Origin of the sequence: Aeromonas sp. R1-2, from assembly GCF_040908505.1 — a bacterium.
Taxonomy (GTDB): domain Bacteria; phylum Pseudomonadota; class Gammaproteobacteria; order Enterobacterales; family Aeromonadaceae; genus Aeromonas; species Aeromonas veronii.
Genome location: NZ_JBFODU010000009.1, coordinates 141,897 through 159,790, shown reverse-complemented (window position 1 = coordinate 159,790; position 17,894 = coordinate 141,897). Strand labels below are relative to the sequence as shown.

At 49.5% G+C, this 17,894-nt stretch carries 12 protein-coding genes and 2 pseudogenes; 4 read left to right on the top strand and 10 right to left on the bottom strand.

The window, feature by feature from the left end:
* The 4 genes from AB5Y76_RS02300 to AB5Y76_RS02285 all read left to right on the top strand — a co-directional run.
* Window positions 1–441 (top strand): transposase (locus AB5Y76_RS02300; RefSeq protein WP_368177666.1); only part of this gene is annotated, 441 nt, incomplete at its 5' end.
* 195 nt (window positions 442–636) lie between these two features.
* Window positions 637–1,800 carry an efflux RND transporter periplasmic adaptor subunit gene (locus AB5Y76_RS02295; protein WP_263718786.1) on the top strand — a complete coding sequence of 388 codons (1,164 nt, stop codon included), beginning with the start codon at window positions 637–639 and terminating at the stop codon, window positions 1,798–1,800.
* Window positions 1,797–3,740, top strand: a complete 1,944-nt coding sequence (locus AB5Y76_RS02290) for a MacB family efflux pump subunit (protein WP_263718784.1) — start codon at window positions 1,797–1,799, stop codon at window positions 3,738–3,740. Before AB5Y76_RS02295 ends, AB5Y76_RS02290 begins: the two co-directional genes overlap by 4 nt.
* Before the next feature lies 1 nt (window position 3,741).
* The gene (locus tag AB5Y76_RS02285) at window positions 3,742–5,103 is read left to right on the top strand and encodes an efflux transporter outer membrane subunit (protein ID WP_263718782.1); all 1,362 of its coding nucleotides are present in this window, start codon (window positions 3,742–3,744) and stop codon (window positions 5,101–5,103) included.
* A 393-nt stretch (window positions 5,104–5,496) separates the two neighbouring features.
* On the opposite strand, the gene AB5Y76_RS02280 is transcribed toward AB5Y76_RS02285, so the two are convergent.
* The 10 genes and pseudogenes from AB5Y76_RS02280 to rfbB all read right to left on the bottom strand — a co-directional run bounded on the left by AB5Y76_RS02280 (window position 5,497) and on the right by rfbB (window position 17,451).
* Entirely contained in the window at window positions 5,497–5,907 is a 411-nt protein-coding gene (locus tag AB5Y76_RS02280; protein WP_104015297.1) for an H-NS family nucleoid-associated regulatory protein, read from the bottom strand.
* A 542-nt stretch (window positions 5,908–6,449) separates the two neighbouring features.
* Window positions 6,450–8,174 carry a PglL family O-oligosaccharyltransferase gene (locus AB5Y76_RS02275; RefSeq protein WP_263718794.1) on the bottom strand — a complete coding sequence of 575 codons (1,725 nt, stop codon included), beginning with the start codon at window positions 8,172–8,174 and terminating at the stop codon, window positions 6,450–6,452.
* A gap of 275 nt (window positions 8,175–8,449) precedes the next feature.
* A complete protein-coding gene (locus tag AB5Y76_RS02270; RefSeq protein ID WP_263718778.1) occupies window positions 8,450–9,721 on the bottom strand; it encodes a sugar transferase in 1,272 nt (423 codons plus the stop codon).
* A gap of 43 nt (window positions 9,722–9,764) precedes the next feature.
* On the bottom strand, window positions 9,765–10,901 hold the full coding sequence (locus AB5Y76_RS02265; protein ID WP_263718777.1) for a glycosyltransferase family 4 protein: 1,137 nt from the start codon (window positions 10,899–10,901) through the stop codon (window positions 9,765–9,767).
* Window positions 10,902–10,977: 76 nt separating this feature from the next.
* Entirely contained in the window at window positions 10,978–12,075 is a 1,098-nt protein-coding gene (locus tag AB5Y76_RS02260) for a glycosyltransferase (protein ID WP_263718774.1), read from the bottom strand.
* A complete protein-coding gene (locus tag AB5Y76_RS02255; RefSeq protein ID WP_263718773.1) occupies window positions 12,068–13,159 on the bottom strand; it encodes a glycosyltransferase family 4 protein in 1,092 nt (363 codons plus the stop codon). The genes AB5Y76_RS02260 and AB5Y76_RS02255 overlap by 8 nt, the downstream gene beginning before the upstream one ends.
* A 1-nt stretch (window position 13,160) precedes the next feature.
* On the bottom strand, window positions 13,161–13,988 hold the full coding sequence (locus AB5Y76_RS02250) for a glycosyltransferase family A protein (RefSeq protein WP_368177665.1): 828 nt from the start codon (window positions 13,986–13,988) through the stop codon (window positions 13,161–13,163).
* Window positions 13,985–15,256, bottom strand: a complete 1,272-nt coding sequence (locus AB5Y76_RS02245; protein WP_263718771.1) for a hypothetical protein — start codon at window positions 15,254–15,256, stop codon at window positions 13,985–13,987. The genes AB5Y76_RS02250 and AB5Y76_RS02245 overlap by 4 nt, the downstream gene beginning before the upstream one ends.
* Window positions 15,257–15,503: 247 nt before the next feature.
* Window positions 15,504–16,409 (bottom strand): annotated as a pseudogene (locus AB5Y76_RS02240) (IS5 family transposase).
* Window positions 16,410–16,465: 56 nt separating this feature from the next.
* Window positions 16,466–17,451, bottom strand: a pseudogene (rfbB, locus tag AB5Y76_RS02235) (dTDP-glucose 4,6-dehydratase).
* Between the last annotated feature and the right edge of the window lie 443 nt (window positions 17,452–17,894).

Here is a 17,894-nt window from a genome sequence, read left to right as displayed (position 1 = left end):
CTGCCAGCCAGGAGCGGGCCGCTGTACCTGAGCCTGGTGACGGATGCCTACTCACGCAAGATAGTGGGCCATCACGTGCACGAAGGGATGCACGCGGAGTCGGTGGCGATGGCGTTCAAGAAAGCGCTGAAGCAACGGTGTGGCAGCGGGGAGCTAATCCATCACTCAGACCGTGGCGTGCAGTATTGCTCGGGACTGTATCAGTCATTACATGAACGGTACGGGGTGAAATGCTCGATGACGGATGGGTATGACTGTTATCAGAATGCGTTGGCGGAGCGGGTGAACGGGATTTTGAAAGGAGAGTTATTGTTGCAAAGCCCGCAGGATTTGGCGCAAGCGCGGGAGATGGTGCGTGAAGCAGTAGATATTTACAACGCGGAGCGGCCGCATCATGCGTTGAAATACAGAACCCCCGATGCGGTACATAGGGGGTTCTGAGTAGAGAAATGCTAGTTGAAAATGTGTAAACCTATTTCAGGACTAGACAACCACCGCTCGAGTCGCAACTTGCCACCTAATTGACAGGTAACACCATAACTTTGCTTACATATTTTCGGCTGTTATTTGCCATGGCTTTGCTGCACGATTGTCGCCCTATAACCCTTTTGTGTTCTGATTTCATTCAGGTGTTCAATGAAAATAAGCTCCAAGCTGAGAACCCGAGCGATCTTCACTCTGCTCGGGCTGGCACTGATCGGCTGGCTGGTATGGCCAAGCGACCCTCCCAAAGCGATCCTCAAAGCGCCGGTTACCCGGGAAGATATTGCCCAGACCGTGCTGGCCAGCGGCGTACTGCAAGCCGTTGAACAGGTTGATGTCGGCGCTCAGGTTTCCGGCCAGGTCACCAAGCTGGCGGTCGAGGCAGGCGATCGGGTCAAGAAGGGGGATTTGCTGGCGGAGATTGATCCGCTCATCGCCCAGAACAACCTGAAAACCGCCGAGGCCGAGCTGGCAAGCAACCGCGCCCAGCTCAAGATCAAGCAGGCTCAGCTCAAGCAGTATCAGCTGGCATGGCAGCGCCAGTCACAGATGTTCAAGCAGGAGGCGAGTTCGCACGCCGATCTGGAGAGCGCCGAAGCGCAGCTGGCCGTCACCCGAGCTGATCTGCAAAGCAGCCAGGCCAACATCGACAACGCGATCATCAAGGTGGAGCGGGCCAAAACCGAGCTCGGCTACACCAAGATCCTAGCGCCGATGGATGGCACCGTGATTACCATTGTCACCCGCCAGGGCCAGACACTGGCAGCGAGCCAGACGGTACCAACCGTGCTCAAGCTGGCCGACCTCGATACCATGACGGTCAAGGCACAAATCTCCGAAGCGGATGTCACCAAGGTGAAGGCGGGGATGCCGGTCTATTTCACCCTAATTGGCGATCCGGACACCCGCTATCAGGGGAAATTGCGCGCCGTGGAGTTAGCGCCCACCAACATCAACGATCAGGCTGCAACCGGTACCACCACCAGCAATGCGGCCGTCTACTACTACGCCCTGTTCGATGTGCCCAACCCCGACCACACCCTGCGGGTGGCAATGACCACCCAGGTGACCATAGTGCTCGGTGAGCGCAAGCAGGTGCTCACTGTGCCGCAAACCGCCCTCGGCAAGTCGCTGGGAGACAACGAGTATGAAGTCACCGTGATCAAGGACGATGAGACGACTGAAACCCGTCATATCAAGACCGGCATGAAAGATGAAATCCGGATCGAAGTCGTGAGCGGTCTGGACGAAAAAGAGCAGGTGCAGCTCAATCACGACGCACCAGCCGCTCAGGATGATGTGGCGGTCATGCTATGAGTGAGCCCCTGATCCAGCTAAAAGGGATCGAGCGGCGCTATCAGAGCGGCGAGCAGGAGGTGACCGTCCTCCATCCCCTCGATCTGGTTATCGAAGCCGGGGAGATGATCGCCATCGTTGGCGCCTCCGGCTCCGGCAAATCGACCCTGATGAACCTGCTGGGCTGCCTCGATCGCCCCAGCGGTGGCCAGTATCTGTTCCGGGGAGAGGATACCGCGACGCTCGATGCGCTGGCACTCGCCCGCCTGCGCTGCCACCACTTCGGCTTTATCTTCCAGCGTTATCACCTGCTGCCCCATCTCGATGCGGCCGCCAACGTCGAGATCCCGGCCATCTATGCCGGTACCGGTCGCCATGACCGGCAAGCACGGGCCCGTCAGCTGCTCGGTCGCCTCGGGCTCGCCGAGCGCAGTCACCATACGCCGGGACAACTCTCCGGCGGCCAGCAGCAACGGGTCAGTATTGCCCGGGCGCTGGCCAATGGTGGCGAGGTGATCCTGGCAGATGAACCAACCGGCGCGCTGGACAGCCAGAGTGGCAAGGAGGTGATGGCGATCCTCAAAGAGCTCCATCAGCAGGGGCACACCATCATTCTGGTGACCCACGATATGGAGGTGGCCAGCCACGCCGACCGGATCATCACCCTCAAGGATGGTCGGGTGCAGGAAGATAGCGGACGCAAGGTCGCCGGCAATCAAGCGGTGCTCAACGTACCACCAGCCGCTGGCGAAGGGGCCAGCTACGACTGGGATCGCTATCGGGAGGCGGGGCGTATGGCGGTTCACGCCATGTTGGCTCACCGGATGCGCACCTTCCTCACCATGCTCGGCATCATCATCGGTATCGCCGCCGTGGTGAGCGTGGTCGCGCTGGGACAAGGGGCGAGAACCAAGGTGATCGACCAGATCAATGCGATGGGCACCAACACCATCGAGATATTCCCGGGCAAGGGGTGGGGTGATGAGAAGATGGCAAGCATCCAGACCCTCAACAAGGGGGATCTCGATGCCTTGCTGGGGCAGCCCTATCTGGCCGGCGCCAGTCCCGAGATTGCCAGCCCGGGCCAGCTGCGTTACCGCAACAAGACCAGCAGTGGTAGCGTGACCGGAGTGAGCAACGACTACTTCAAGGTGAAAGGAATGACGCTGGTGAGCGGACGCCTGCTCGAATGGCAAGACATCCAGCAGCGTGCCGCCGTCGCCGTGGTGGACAAGAAGAGTATTGGCAGCCTGCTAGGCAAGGATGATCCCGTTGGCAAGGTGGTGATGGTCGGCACGCTGCCGGTGCGCATCATCGGGGTTGTCTCGCAGGAGACTGGTTTTGGCCCCTCCAGCCAGTCGGTCAATGTCTGGCTCCCCTACAGTGCGGTGATGAGCCGCCTGATTTCGCAGCATCACTTCAGCCAGCTCACCATCCGGGTCAAGGATGGCATACAGCCGGCACTGGCGGAGCAGGCGGTGATCGAGCTGTTGACCAAACGCCACGGCGTGAAGGACTTCTTCACCTTCAGCAGCGACAGCATCATCAAGTCAGTGGAGAAAACGACCGCCACCATGACCCTGATGGTCTCGGCCATCGCGCTGATCTCGCTGATCGTCGGCGGCGTCGGGGTAATGAACATCATGCTGGTGTCGGTGGTGGAGCGAACCCGCGAGATCGGCATCCGCATGGCGGTCGGTGCCCGTCAGTCCGACATATTGCAGCAATTCCTGATAGAAGCGGTGATGGTAAGTCTGCTCGGCGGGATCTGCGGGGTTGGCCTCTCCCTCGGGATCGGCATGCTCTTCTCCCTGCTGGTCGACAGCATCAAGATGCAGTTCTCGCTCTTCTCTATCCTGATGGCCTTTGGCTGCTCGTCACTCATCGGGATCCTGTTTGGTTATCTGCCTGCGCGCAACGCGGCAAGACTCGACCCCGTGGTCGCACTGGCGAGGGAATAACATGTACAAATTATCTTGGCTGGCCCTCTTTATCGCCCTTGGTGGCTGCAGCCAGCAGAGCACCTATCACCGGCAAGATCTCGCCATCGCTCCCGTCTGGCAGCAGGCGAACAGCGAACAGCTTGCCACCCAGGCTGGCCCCTGGTGGCAAGCCTTTCACGACCCGCAGCTCAACCAGCTGGTCGAAGCGGTGTTGGCTGCCAACCCGGACATGCGCATTGCCGCCCTCAAGCTCAAGAGCGCCCGGCTGGGAGCTGATCAGGCCGATACCAATCTCACCCCCTCGGTCAATGGCAGCCTGGGCGCGAGTAGCAACAAGGATCTGAAGAGCGGTAAATCAACCAGCAGTATGGGGCCATCACTTGGCCTGAGCTATGAAGTGGATCTGTGGGGCAAGCTGGCATCGGCACGGGAGCAGGCAAGCTGGGAAGCGGCCGCCAGCGAGCAGGATCTGGCCAGCACCCGTCTGCTGCTTATCGGCAATAGCCTTGAGCAATATTGGCAGCTTGGCTATCTCGCCTCGGCCATTACCTTGAGCGAGCAACAGCTGGCCAACCTGGCCCGCACCGAGCAGCTGACCCAGGCCAAATACAAGGCCGGAGCCATCACCCGACTCGATCTGGCACAGGCCAGCCAGCAGCAAGCGGGCAAACAGGCTGAGCTCGCCTCTCTCAAGGCACAGCAGGAGCAGGCCCGTAATGCCTTGCGCCTGCTGCTTGGCCGCAGCCACGGACAGCTGGAGTATGCACCGACTTCGCTGACAACCCAGCACATTCCTGAATTGGCTGTCGGCATTCCCGCCGATCTGCTGGCCCGTCGCCCCGATGTGAAAGCGGCGGAGCTGCGGCTGCGCAAAACCCTGGCCAGAGGGGATGAGATCCGCACCGGTTTTTATCCGGGCATCACCCTGACCGGCAGTGCCAGCACGGCATCGGATAAATTGGCGCAGGTGCTGCAAAATCCGGTCGGCTCTCTGGGGGCAACCCTTGCCCTCCCCTTCCTTGAGTACAACCATACCCGCCTTGCCATTGCGAGTTCGCAAGTGGATTACCAGATTGCCGAAACCGAGTTTCGCAAGCAGCTCTATACCGCGCTGGTCGAGGTGGAAGACAATCTGGCAGCACGAAGCTACGGCCAACAGCGGCTCAGCTACCTGCAGGAACAACTCGGGTATGCCAAAGAGTCTGAGCGATTGGCCAAGACGCGCTTTGAAGCTGGGGCTACCGGAGTTCAGGCCTGGCTCGACGAGCAGAACCGCCTGTGGGATGCCGAGCAAAGCCTGCTGGCTCAGCAGAAGGAACAGCTCAACACTACAGCGAAAATCTATCGTGCCATCGGCGGCAGCGATAACCTTACCCAATAATCAGCATGCCCCACCTCGTGAAAGCGGGTGGGGCCTTGTAGATTTCCCCCATCTTCTTCTCTCTTTTTACTTCCCCACTCCAAGGCTCTCCCTTGTCTAGAAATATGCAGGATGAGAGATAACGCTTGGTGCAGTTTTGTTTCTGTTGTCATATCCATATCCCTTCCCAGCATTTTCGATGCAAAGACATATTCGGTACACACCCCTTGTCGGGATCGAGTCACGCACTACCTGCATTTACCGCAGTTCATAAAATGCTAGAGATAAGGTGTTTAGCTCACAAAGAGGGAAGAAAAATAGTGGTGAGCGGATTGAATAATCCAGTGAGAATATGCAGCAGGCAAAAATAATGCCGCACAGAGGCGGCATTATCGAATATCCAAACTGACGCAATCAGATCAGAAAATCGTTCAGGTCTTTGCCCAACGCTACCTGAGCAGCAATGGCTTTCGGCATACGGCCTTGACCGGTCCAGGTTTTTTCCTGACCATCTTCTTCGTACTTGTATTTAGCCGGACGCGGAGCACGCTTGCTCTTGGCAGCACCAGTCGCAGCAGCCGGAGCAGCGGCACTAGCCAGCAGCTCACGAGGATCAATACCAGCCTGCTGCAGCATTTCGGTGAATTCGCTCAGCTTGCGCTGACGCTCTTCCTGCTCGGCACGCTCCTGCTCAACAGAATCAGCGCGCTCTTGATAAACCAGATCAAACTTCTCTTTCGCTTCCAGCAATTGCTCAAACGGCAGCTCACGAATAGCCGCTCGCAGACTACGAATGTTCAGCAGAACCTTCAGAAACTCGTTCATTATTTCCTCACAAAAATCGGTCACAGAGATAACGGTTTTAGAATAGCATGGACAATTCACGACAACATACAGTTTTTATTTACTTCAAGCTTTTTATTCGCAGTTAAGTCAGCGGTGGTTGTCTGTGTTCGCAAAAGAGAACACAGATAATAGATGAAACATGCTGATACCAGGCTGCCGTTCTGAAAAAACAAGGCCAAATAAACGACAAAGATAGACTCATAATTACCACATGGCGCCAATGAACCCACTCCGAATCTGCTAGGTCTATGTTTGATAGTCATGAGAGATATCTCAGTAAAAAGCACAGCGCAACACAACCCACTATATCAAATCAGGAGAGTAGGTCTGCAAACTCAGTGGTTAATGATATACCCCTTCCCCAATTAAGCCCTCGAAGAAATTGCTATCAAATAATTATCTTATCCATATAAATCATCATGTTATGATGATCCTGATAGCTGGCTCTTGTGATTGCTACAGCGGCAAAGGTAGTAACCAATAGGAAAGGCAGCACCTTAAGAACTGGCTTTCCCGTGAGATTACTGTCCCTTGGCTTCCTTTGCTGCACTATTGGCTCGCTGATCAACGCTATTGATCACTGAGGTGGCTACAGAGCCTGTCAATAAAGGCTCGGTTGGGTATAGCACCAACGCCTCACGACGCAGTGCATTGGCCTCCTCAATCCGCCCCAGTGCATTAAGAGCTATGACCATATTGGCGTATATATTGGCTCTTGGCGTATGGCGAACAAACTCTTTACCCCAATCAAGATAAGCTTCAAGTTCAGCTTTGTTATGGGTCTGCAAACCAACCATAAGACGAACCGAGTTCACATCGAACTCGACTCTGGTCAACCATGCCATTGGATTAACTATATCCAGCAACAAGGTCGGTTCCTTATAGCCACCTCGCTCATATTTGGTAACTACCCAGGCGGTATGGATCGCAGTCAGCATAAAAGGAACCACGACCAAAGGGATCGCAATTGCCATAAAACGCAATAACAACCAAGGGTGATACTCAAATTCCCACCATGTGGTACGCCCATCATTGGTAAGGGCGGCTTCTGCAACCTCAGCATCAATGACGTAAATAAGCGTCAGAAGCAGCCACCACAATGCGATAGCATGATAGAGAGGATATTCTGTCTGGGTATGCAACAAGATGGGGGTAACCAGCGCCAACAACGCCATTCCATGACTCAATCTAGTCTTACTCAGCCGCCACAATAGTGCGCCTCCCATGATCACCATTCCGACCATAGGGGCAATGCCACCTTCAACAGCCCAGTAGAGAAATTCATTATGTGGATGATCCAGGTTGTATTCGATCTGAACCATGCCAGGATTCAGCGCTTTATCCGCCATGTAGTGATGCAGGAATACAGACTCAAAACTGCCATACCCCCACCCTGTCCAAGGGGCCTGCAAAATCAGCTTTATCGCATATGGCCAATAAATGGAACGCATGCCGCCGGACTGGTAGACCTCCAACCCACGCTTGGCTCCCGCCATCCAGTATTGTGATAGCAGACCAATCACTACCGCCGAAATAATCAGAGCCAATACGCGCCAAAGCAATTGGTGACGATGGAGTTGCGGTAGCAATAAAAGCAGGGCTAAAAGGCCACCCAATTGGCCCACCCGGGATTGTAAAACAACCAGTAACAGTGTCGCAGATAGAATGACGCCATAGCGCAGAGTCATCAGTAAGCGACTCCCCTCACTACGTAATTCCAGCCAGATGGCAAGAGCAACACCAGTTGCCATAAAGGTTGCCATCACATTGGGCTGCTGGAATATCCCATATGGGCGATTGGGCTTGGTGTCATAGCCAATCCAGTTGCCCGGAGTCAACAGATAGAACTGCACCAGACCAATCACAGCCTCTATTGCGATCGCAATCAGGATCAGGTAGAGCAGGCGATCACGCTGCAGCCGATTAAAGCTCCATTGATAGAGCCCGAACAAAAACAGCAAACCAGCAAACAGCCCCAACAATCTGGGAATGGCAAAATCCTTAAGTGCAAACCCTGGATAGAGCATAGGGAGCAGTAGCAAGAGAGCTCCTATCCATAAACCCGCTTGTAATGGAGAAAAGACCAGACGTTGACGTAAAGTCACCTGCCACAGTCCCAGCCCCATAGCCAAAGACGCAAAGAGCCATCCCCACGCGTTAAAGGGCAAATACAGCCCGGCGCCTCCGGGGTTGTGCATAAAAAAGTGCATGCCCAGCAACCAGTAGAGCCCACATAAAATCATCATGATTAGTGTTAACGTCACCGACCAGCTCCTTAACACCGAAAGGGCATATAAGATACGGACAACAAGATGAAGATCCAGTTGCCCTCTCACCCCATCAACAATTTGTATTGTTGCCTCCTCTAGTCTCCGAGAGGCATAATAAAACAAGACGCTATCCCTCAGCATGCCACCAAGCAGGAGCACCAGAATCACTATCAGCGGGCGTTTTGGCCGTGAGCCACGATAAATAACAAGACACTTACCCACGGGCACGCGCCAATCAAGACAATACTCATTTAACGAGCACCAAATCCGGTGAGAATGGTCTTAATCGTCTTAAAAACGATCAATACATCCAGCCAGAGGGAAAAGTGCTTGATGTAGTAAAAGTCGTGCTCAATCTTGATACGGGTATCATCGGTATCGGCAGCATAACCGTGTACCACCTGTGCCCAACCGCTGATCCCGGGGCGCACGATATGGCGATACATATAAAAGGGGATCTCACGCTCGAATTGATCGACAAAGGTGCGCTGCTCAGGTCTGGGCCCTATAAGGCTCATATCCCCTTTGAGTACGTTGAAGAACTGTGGCAATTCATCGATACGCAACTTGCGGATCACCTTGCCCACACGGGTCACGCGCATATCGCCGCTCTGAGCAAACTGGGCGCCGGTCTTCTCAGAATCCTTGCTCATGCTGCGAAATTTGTAGATACGAAAATCCTTGTTCCCCTTCCCTACCCGGTTTTGCAGAAACATCACGGGGCCCGGACTTTCCAGCTTGATGAGAATAGCCGTCACCAGCATCAGAGGGGAGAAAAGGGGGATCGCAATCAAGGCTGCCACAATATCCATGCATCGTTTGATAAAGGCATAAACAGGTGATGGTATGAGGGAACCCAGCTGGTTCTCGTTCAGATGGTCAATCCTTACACGCCCAGTAAGAGTCTCGCTAACCTGTTTAATATGATAGACAGGGATATGGGCTAGGGCACAACGAGCCAAGAAACGCTCCCACTCACCCGCCAGCTTCTCATCCTGAAGGTCCGCCACCACCGCATCATACCGTACGGCACCAAGATCAGGCTTATCAAGCAGACGCCATTCCACACATGCGTGTTGGGTCAAAACCTGATAATTACCAACAGGCAGCAAGGCATACTTTGGTGTCCGATAACGACATCCGATAAAATAAACCAACCAACAGCAAATCAATGCAACCACATATGACTCGAGTAACACCTGTCGACTATAAGGCAAGCGCAGAAAAAAGAGAATACCGACCAAAAAACCATACAGGGTAGTCACGGTGGGAATCATATAGGCAACGGGACTTGCCCCAGGGTAACGTAGGACTCGATGCAGCACTATTCCAATCATCAGAAAAGTCACAAAGGCCCCGCTCAGGGTATTGATTCTGACTGTATCCATATGCAGCCAAAATCCCCATCCCCAGCGCTCGATAGCTGGTAAACACACCGCAAGCAGGGCTCCGAGAATGAACAATGCAGGAGGAGTAAATATGATGCGCTCATACCAGCGTGAATGACGGCGTTGGTAGTTCAAAAATCACCTCTGAAAAATATTTACAACCATGACAAATTTAACGTCAAGAAAGATATTTATTCAACGTTTTCATATATTGCGTAATAACTATCTCCTCATCAAATTTTGATGCCATCAATGCTCGCCCAGCTAGCCCCATTTTTGTAATCTGTTCGGCATCCATATTAATGATTGTTTCACAACAATGAGCCAACGCTCCAGCATCCTTTACCGGGCATAACAAACCCGTCTGATCAGGTATCACCACATCACGACAACCAGGGACATCGGTAACGATTAAAGGCTTACCCATAGATGCTGACTCGATCATAGTTCTCGGAATGCCTTCACGGTATGATGGCAACACTATGCAATCAGCATCCGCAACAAATGGCCGCACATCATCAGTCGTCCCCAAGTATGTAACTAGCCCCTCTTCTTCCCATGACCGAATCTGTTCACGCGTTATCATACTCGGATTAGCAACACCACAGGCACCAAGTAATTGAAATATGGTCTGTGGATAGCGTTTTTTTATCAGCTTGGCTGCAGCCACATATTCGCCGACACCTTTATCCCACAGCATGCGAGCAATCAGTAAGAACCGTATAGGTTTCGCTATATTAGTTTCTGTTTCCACCCGACTGATAAATTGCGGCGCAAAATGCTTAAGATCCACGCCTTCACCATGTAATAGCATTGCTTTATGGTCAGGTACTAGCCGATGCTGTAAAAATTCTTGACGATCATCTTCATTTAAAAACCAAACTTCTTTAGGATACCGAAATGCCAACTTATATAAACTACGAGCAACCTTAGCCACTAGATTAGTATTAACAAAAGTGTACCCCAAACCAGTAGTAATAGCTAGCGAAGGAACTCCAGCTAACTTTGCTGCTAGGGAACCATAAATGTTTGGCTTGATAGTGTAATGAATAATAAAGTCGGGTGCAAGGCGTTGGTATAAATCGAACAGATTATACATTAACTTAAGATCTTGCAGGGGGTTAGTTCCCTTTGCCGACATCGGCAGGTCAATCACATTGCAACCCATCGCTCGTAATTTTTCAGAAAACTCATCTACAGGTGCGATGACAGTTAAAAAACAACCTCTATTAAGCAAACGTTTAATCACCCCCCCCCTAAAGTTAAACACCGACCAGGATGTATTTGCCACTAATGCAATCATTTTATTTTTCACTAACGAAACCCTGAATAATATGCCATAAATTGCTGATATCTAGTCCCTTATGCTCACACCAAAAACAGTGACTAAATTACTGATAAAACGCCAGCCAACGCTCAGCTTGAACACTTAAAGAATAACGTTCTACTATCCGCTGCCGGGCTAAACACCCACGTACCTGAGCTTGTTCAGGTGTCAGCACCAGCGCCTGTGTCAATCCATCAGCTAAGGCTTTACTATTTTTAGAGGGAACCAATATACCACAATCACCAACCACTTCTTTCACCCCGCCGCAATCGGTGGCGACTACCACCCGCTCGCTGGCCATGGCTTCTAACAACACTAACGGCATCCCTTCCCAAGCTGATGACATTACATATACGTCAGCGGCATTCATCCACTCATGCACATTGCGTTGCAGCCCTAAAAAATGTATCCGGTCGGTTAAGCCTAATTGTACAGCGAGCGCTTCTATGTTGGCTTGCTCTTCACCGGTGCCAATAATAGCCAATTGTGTGTGGCTCAAATTGCTGGGCAGCAGGCTAAAGGCGGTTAATAAGTTGGGGTAATCTTTTTGAATATTGAATCGGCCAACAGCCAAAATTAATGGAGTATCATCTGTCAGCTGTAATTGAGCTCGCAAGCTAGTACGACTCACCGGATTAAAGGTAAAACGCACGGTATCAATACCGTTTGGCATCGCTAACATTCGCGTTGCTGGCACGGCACCTTGGACAATAAAGGCATCGACTGCCTCTTGACTCACATTGGTACTGAGATCACACAAGGCATCAGTTACACGATACGCCAGCATACGACCACGCCCGCCTTCACAGGTATTGTGCGCGGTACAAATGAGTTTTTTCATGGGAGCGCTTAAACGCAGCAAGCGGGCAAAAAGGTTGGCGTGGACCATATGGCTATGCACTACATCAGGCTGAAATTGCTTGATTAACCGCCGCGTCTGCCAGTAGGCTTTAATAAAGCCTGTTGGCGTTTTGACCATGCCAAGCTCTACAACCTCAATCTTAGCAGATTGCGGGCGATTAAGTGCTTCACCGGTCATGGCGATTAATAAAACTTCATGGCCTTTAGCGGAAAATTGATCGGCTAAATCACATACTTGCCGCTCCGCCCCGCCCATGCCAAGGCCTGTAATGATGAGGGTGATTTTTTTTGGATTAACCACGAAGTAATTCCTGCCATCTTTTAATTATTTGCTCTAACGCAAATCGCTGAGCATTATGAATGGATGCCTCACTTAATTCATTCCATTGAGATTCTGGAATGTTGATATCTTTTCCAGCCACTATTGCTTGCACCATTAGCTCACCCAAGCTTGTAACATCTCCCGCCTCACACAGCCACCCCGTTTCACCATGCTTAATAATTTCCGCAGGCCCGGTGTCACAATCAAATGAGACGATCGGCAAGCCATAGGCTTGCGCTTCAATCAGAACCAATGGCAAACCTTCAAAGCGTGAACTCATCACAAAGAATGCCGCCTGTTGGTAATGGGCGGAGATATTATTGGTTTTTGGCACAAGCTCTGTGTTGGTTTCAATATTTAACTCGCGGCGCAACTGCTCAAGCATGGCTTTATCTTCACCATCACCCACAATACGCAAGCGCCAATCAGGGTGTAACGGGACAACCTGCGCCCAAGCTTGCAGCAATAAATCAAAACCCTTTATATGGGTCAAATGACCAACAGCCAAAAACAATTTTTCTTTATGGGGATTTATGGTTGTAGGAAGCGCTATTGTGACCGGATTGGGAATGGCGTTGATTTTTGCCTTGCAAGCAGTATTACTAAGCCAAAACTGTTTATCGCGCTCGGTTAACGTCACCACATCATCAGCAAACCTTGCGGCTAATTTACGAGCTAATCGACGTGTCGATTTACCTAAATCATTGTGATAAAAAAAATGCTCCCAACAGATATGACGTACATTTAAGCCAATTACCGCAGGTAAAGCATATAGCGCCAACATTGATTCGACATCAATTAAAATATCAATTTGATGCTGTTGTAAATAATGACGCAACTTTACAATTGCCAGTGGCAAACGCAGTATACCACGCCCCGCAGTGTTAAACAGTTGACTTACGTGAATACCATCAGTCAATTCAAAAAATGGTTGTTCACCACACTGCAAATTCAACATGAATACCGAGTGCCCACATTTCTGCAATCCATTGGCTATTACTGACGCGACTCGCTCAGTCCCACCACTTTGATTCAAATTACCAATGAAAAAACACACTTTCATATTATTTTCTTCTTAACGAAACAATGATAAAACATTGTAAATAACGCACTACTGTTTTTAAGAACGCTAATTTATTTTTCCAAAACACCTTCATCGGTATATATTTTAACATGGCACCTCTAGCAATGAGATGACCTTTAGCGTGCTTTCGTAATGAACTTCTACTAAGTCTAAGATGATTATGATCATCAAAAAATAATCTGACCGGCTCATTTGTATATATGAATTTATAGCCTTCAGATGCTGTGATACTGTAGAACCATATCTCAGGTATAAACTTAGTATCTTGGGCTACAGGATATGGGAACTTTTTAATCTCACGTAGACTTAATATATCTATTCTCTCGCCAAAATGTCTGCTTGCAAACTCGTCAAACCACGAAGCAACACCAACACCAACACCAACACCAATGGAGAATTTACTATCCGCAACTTTTCTTTTATAACTAATTGCAATTGCTCTAACCCCAAGTATTTTTTCGCTTAAACTATGCTTTGGCATTCCCCCCAGCGCTTTATTTAATGAATCAGGCAGAAGAGCATCATCAGAGTCCAACCCTACAAAAAATTCACCATGTGCCTCTTGAATAGCACGATTCCATGCAGCCTGTTTTCCTGAATTTTCTTGATAAATATATCTTATAGTAATTTTTTTTTCATCAATAAAGCTATCAACTAAAGATTTGGTATTATCTGTAGAACCATCGTCAATTATCAACCACTCAAGAGAACTCTCTTTTTGCAGAATTATGCTTTTATAACAACGCTCCAGTGTATGCGCTCTATTGTAGCTGGGAGTAAATACTGTAAACTTTAGGATTTTATTCATACAGTCTCAATAATATTATTGATTCGTTGTTTGTTGTAGTAGCGATATAGCAGCATTGTAATTAAAAACATTATAAAATAATTAAAATTAAATATATTAACTATGGAAGTTGCTCCTAAAATAGTAAACCATATATAATACGAAGAAAAACCAAAAATTAACATTAGCAACCATTTGACTAACAGTAGTTTATATAACTTGTCTCGATAAATATACTGCATATACACTACATCTAGGCTATAAAATATCAACGCTGGTAACATATATGTAGCCATGGATGCTGCTTTATTAAAATTGTCACCATAGATATAACCTATAAACGGCGGTAACAATATGGCAGATACGGTCTGGGCACACACCGTAATTACCAAAATAAATGAAAATATTTTCCATTTTGGCCGCGCTACTTTTTTAAAAATAAACTTGGGCCCTATTGACTGGATTATAATACCAATAAGCAGACCTAACTGCTCAAATATTTGAATCGCTACGCCATACATTGCTAGGTCATCAAAACCAAGATAGCGCTCAACAAAAATACGATCTGAGCGCATGTAAACGTACATCAATACCAATGGTAGCCACAACTTTAAGCCTCGAAATAATACTGCCTTCGTTATTTTTTCCGAAAATACCCAATTACCACCATCTTTTATGATCAAGATACTTAACAAAGAGGCAAGCATTATTGCTTCAATCGCTCTTGAAAAATAAACAAGCCCCTTATAGCTAAACCACAAGGCAAAAGTTATAGTTAGCGCCCTTACGACTAAGGCAAAAACCCTAGATAACACAACATAACCAATTGCAATCCTTGCCTGATAGTAATTAACTATCACACCAAATGGTTCTGTTAGCAGCAAAACAAATGATAATGATGTCACCATCTGTGAGATCACTGAATCATCGACAAACAAATAATTATATGTATTTATAATTAAAAATGCCAAACACGAAAAAACAAATCTAACTAAAAACGAACTTGTTAATACATGCCATTGTAATTTGTGATGTCTAGACAAAGCAGGTACCGTTACTTCAGAACCAACAACTAAAGCAAGTGATGACACTAATATTACTAGATTTACCGAATAGAGCCATTTGCCATAATCTTGAACACCAAGGGCCCTACTAATGATTGCCTCACTATAAAATATCAATGCTATAAAAACCAATTTCTCCACAAACAAAAATGCAATATTTTTAATGATATCGAAATGCCTATTATACATATCAAGTAACTTTTTATCCTTATACCTTATCGCCATAACACACCTAGATACTTTAATGAGATATCACTAATCAAACACTCAACTATTTAATTGTGATCATTTTGACAAAAAATTATTTTTGAGCTGCATACTAATTTTAGTATATGTGCGTTACTTTATTGATGGCTGATTGTTTTATAATTTTTACGTAGTGTTATAAATCGCTGGCTTTCAGATAGTTCTGTCTGTGGCGTTGTTGCCCAAATCAACCATCAGTCATCACTTCCCCAGCCCCGAGTGACTGCTACATCCGCGGCTTTCTGACTGGCATACCAAGAGTGTTCAGTTTGTTTATGGCGCTTACATACGCCATGACTTCTCCCACTTGGCCGTTGTAGTTACGCAGACTGATTTTCCCCGCCAGCAACTGCTTGAACCGATACATCGCCGTCTCTGCCAGTGAGCGACGGTGATACCCCGATATCTTCTTCCAGTACGCCAGTCCTTCCTTGCGCATCACCAGCACCGCGTCATTTCTTGCGTGTCCTTTTTTCCATAGCCCCGCGCTTTTGCGAGGCGGGATACAGGCTGTTGCCCCTTTACGCGAGATAAGCTGATGGCTGGCTTTGCGGTCGTAGGCGCCATCCGCATAAACACGCCCCAGTTTGCGCCGTAGTGGATTGGGCAGAGTCGGCAACACCTCGGCATCATGGACATTTTCCAATGACACTTCTGCCGCCACGATAACGTGGGTTGCCGGGTCTACCGCCAGATGCAACTTGCGCCAGACTCGCCGTTTCTCGGCACCGTGTTTTCTGACCTTCCACTCGCCTTCACCAAATACCTTCAGCCCGGTTGAGTCGATAACCAAATCGGTAATGCGTTCCTTTGGGGGCTGTCGATAAGCCACCGTCACCGAGCGTGCTCGCTTGCTGACACAGCTATAGTCTGGTGCGCAAACGGTACATTCATCAACTCGAACAGGGAGTCGAGTAGTCCCTGAGTGACCCGCAGAGTGAGGTTAAAAATCCCCTTGAGCATCAATGGTCTGGTCGATGTAGAGCTGACTGCGGCCCCGGCGCCCATGATGGTCGTGGTGGAACCAGTTATCCATGGCGCCTGCATCAACCCAGAAGGTGAGGGAACCACGATTAATCAAAGACTTATTGTATTGAGGCCAGTTAGTGATGGGGTGAAGCGACGAGCCCATGATGCAGATTTGAAGAGTATGGTGGTGATCAGATCACCGAGTCCTAAGTTAGTTCCTCAAGCTGCATCGATTTGGGAAACAACGCCGTTGTTGACCCACTGCTGGTTATCTAGATACCACCGCACAGCTTTGCGAATGCCAAACTCGAATGCCACCCCAAGCTACCAAGTAAGCTCACTGCTCATCTTGGTCGCATCGATGGCATAGCGACGAACCGGGACGATCCGCTATATAGGTGATTTGATCGCGGTAAGAGCCCGCTTTTGGCACCATCTCGTCCAGCAAATGGTCTCTCCGACCAAGCTCGTGGTCACCACCTTGTAGAGTGCGCGCGCGTGGTCTTCCACGTAGAGCCAGTCCCGGATCTGGTCGCCCTTGCCATAGACAGGTAACGGCTTGCCATCCAGCGCGTTGAGGATTGCCAGCGGGATCAGCTTCTCGGGGAAATGATAAGGGCCGTAGTTGTTGGAGCAGTTGGTAACGATTGTTGGCAGGCCGTAGGAGTACGGCGCCAGGCGCGCACCAGATGGTCGCTGGAGACCTTGGAGGCTGAATAGGGACTGCTGGGGGCGTAGGGAGTGGTTTCGGTAAAGAGCGGCAATGGCTCACCGGCAGCCACTTCATCTGGATGGGGCAGATCCCCATACACCTCATCGGTGGAGATATGGTGGAAGCGGAAGGCCGCCTTGCGCACCTCATCCAGACCATTCCAATAGGCACGTGCCGCTTCCAGCAACATATAGGTGCCGACGATATTGGTCTCCATAAAATCAGCCGGGCCAGTGATGGAGCACTCAACATGACTCTCGGCGGCCAGATGCATCACCGCATCCGGCTGGAGCAGGGCAAATACCCGATCCAGCTCGGCACGGTTGCAGATATCCACTTGCTCAAACGCATAACGCTCACTTGTCGATACATCGGCCAGGGATTCCAGGTGCCAGCTATCGAGATTGATAACGGCATCCTGAGTATCACGGATAATATGGCGCACCACGGCAGAGCCGATAAAGCTGGCACCGCCGGTCACGAGGATTTTCATAGATATGCGTTCTCTTGCGAGGAGTTAATACGGAATTGGGTATTGAGGGTATGGAATGGCAAACGACCGTAGTTCAGTTAATTCACATTAAAAACCAGCAAGTTACTTATATAATCAAAGTTGGATCACACTATGGGCGTTGTTTAGAAACTGCACATAAATCAAAAAAACATCATAGCTACCGCCCCTAGGTTACAGCCCCCAGTTTACTGCTTTTAACCGAATTGTGCTTGCTGTTGCTCATCATGTCCTCCAGCATTATTCTCTTTTTTAGCGGCTGTATCGCGATAAAAATCACTGAGGGATTTTATGTTACATCCCGAGTTAGTCCGATTCGGAGATGGAATTCTATCCCGCTCTTAGCCAAAATGCACAACTAAAACGCCCTTTTAGAGAATGAGGCTTTAATAGCCTTGAGTGAATCGCACCAGATTTTCTAGGCA

Coding starts and splice junctions, on each gene's coding strand:
- AB5Y76_RS02295 (WP_263718786.1), top strand. CDS start 637: ATGAAAATAAGCTCCAAGCTGAGAACCCGAGCGATCTTCACTCTGCTC.
- AB5Y76_RS02280 (WP_104015297.1), bottom strand. CDS start 5,907: ATGAACGAGTTTCTGAAGGTTCTGCTGAACATTCGTAGTCTGCGAGCG.
- AB5Y76_RS02285 (WP_263718782.1), top strand. CDS start 3,742: ATGTACAAATTATCTTGGCTGGCCCTCTTTATCGCCCTTGGTGGCTGC.
- AB5Y76_RS02250 (WP_368177665.1), bottom strand. CDS start 13,988: ATGAATAAAATCCTAAAGTTTACAGTATTTACTCCCAGCTACAATAGA.
- AB5Y76_RS02255 (WP_263718773.1), bottom strand. CDS start 13,159: ATGAAAGTGTGTTTTTTCATTGGTAATTTGAATCAAAGTGGTGGGACT.
- AB5Y76_RS02290 (WP_263718784.1), top strand. CDS start 1,797: ATGAGTGAGCCCCTGATCCAGCTAAAAGGGATCGAGCGGCGCTATCAG.
- AB5Y76_RS02275 (WP_263718794.1), bottom strand. CDS start 8,174: ATGATGATTTTATGTGGGCTCTACTGGTTGCTGGGCATGCACTTTTTT.
- AB5Y76_RS02245 (WP_263718771.1), bottom strand. CDS start 15,256: ATGGCGATAAGGTATAAGGATAAAAAGTTACTTGATATGTATAATAGG.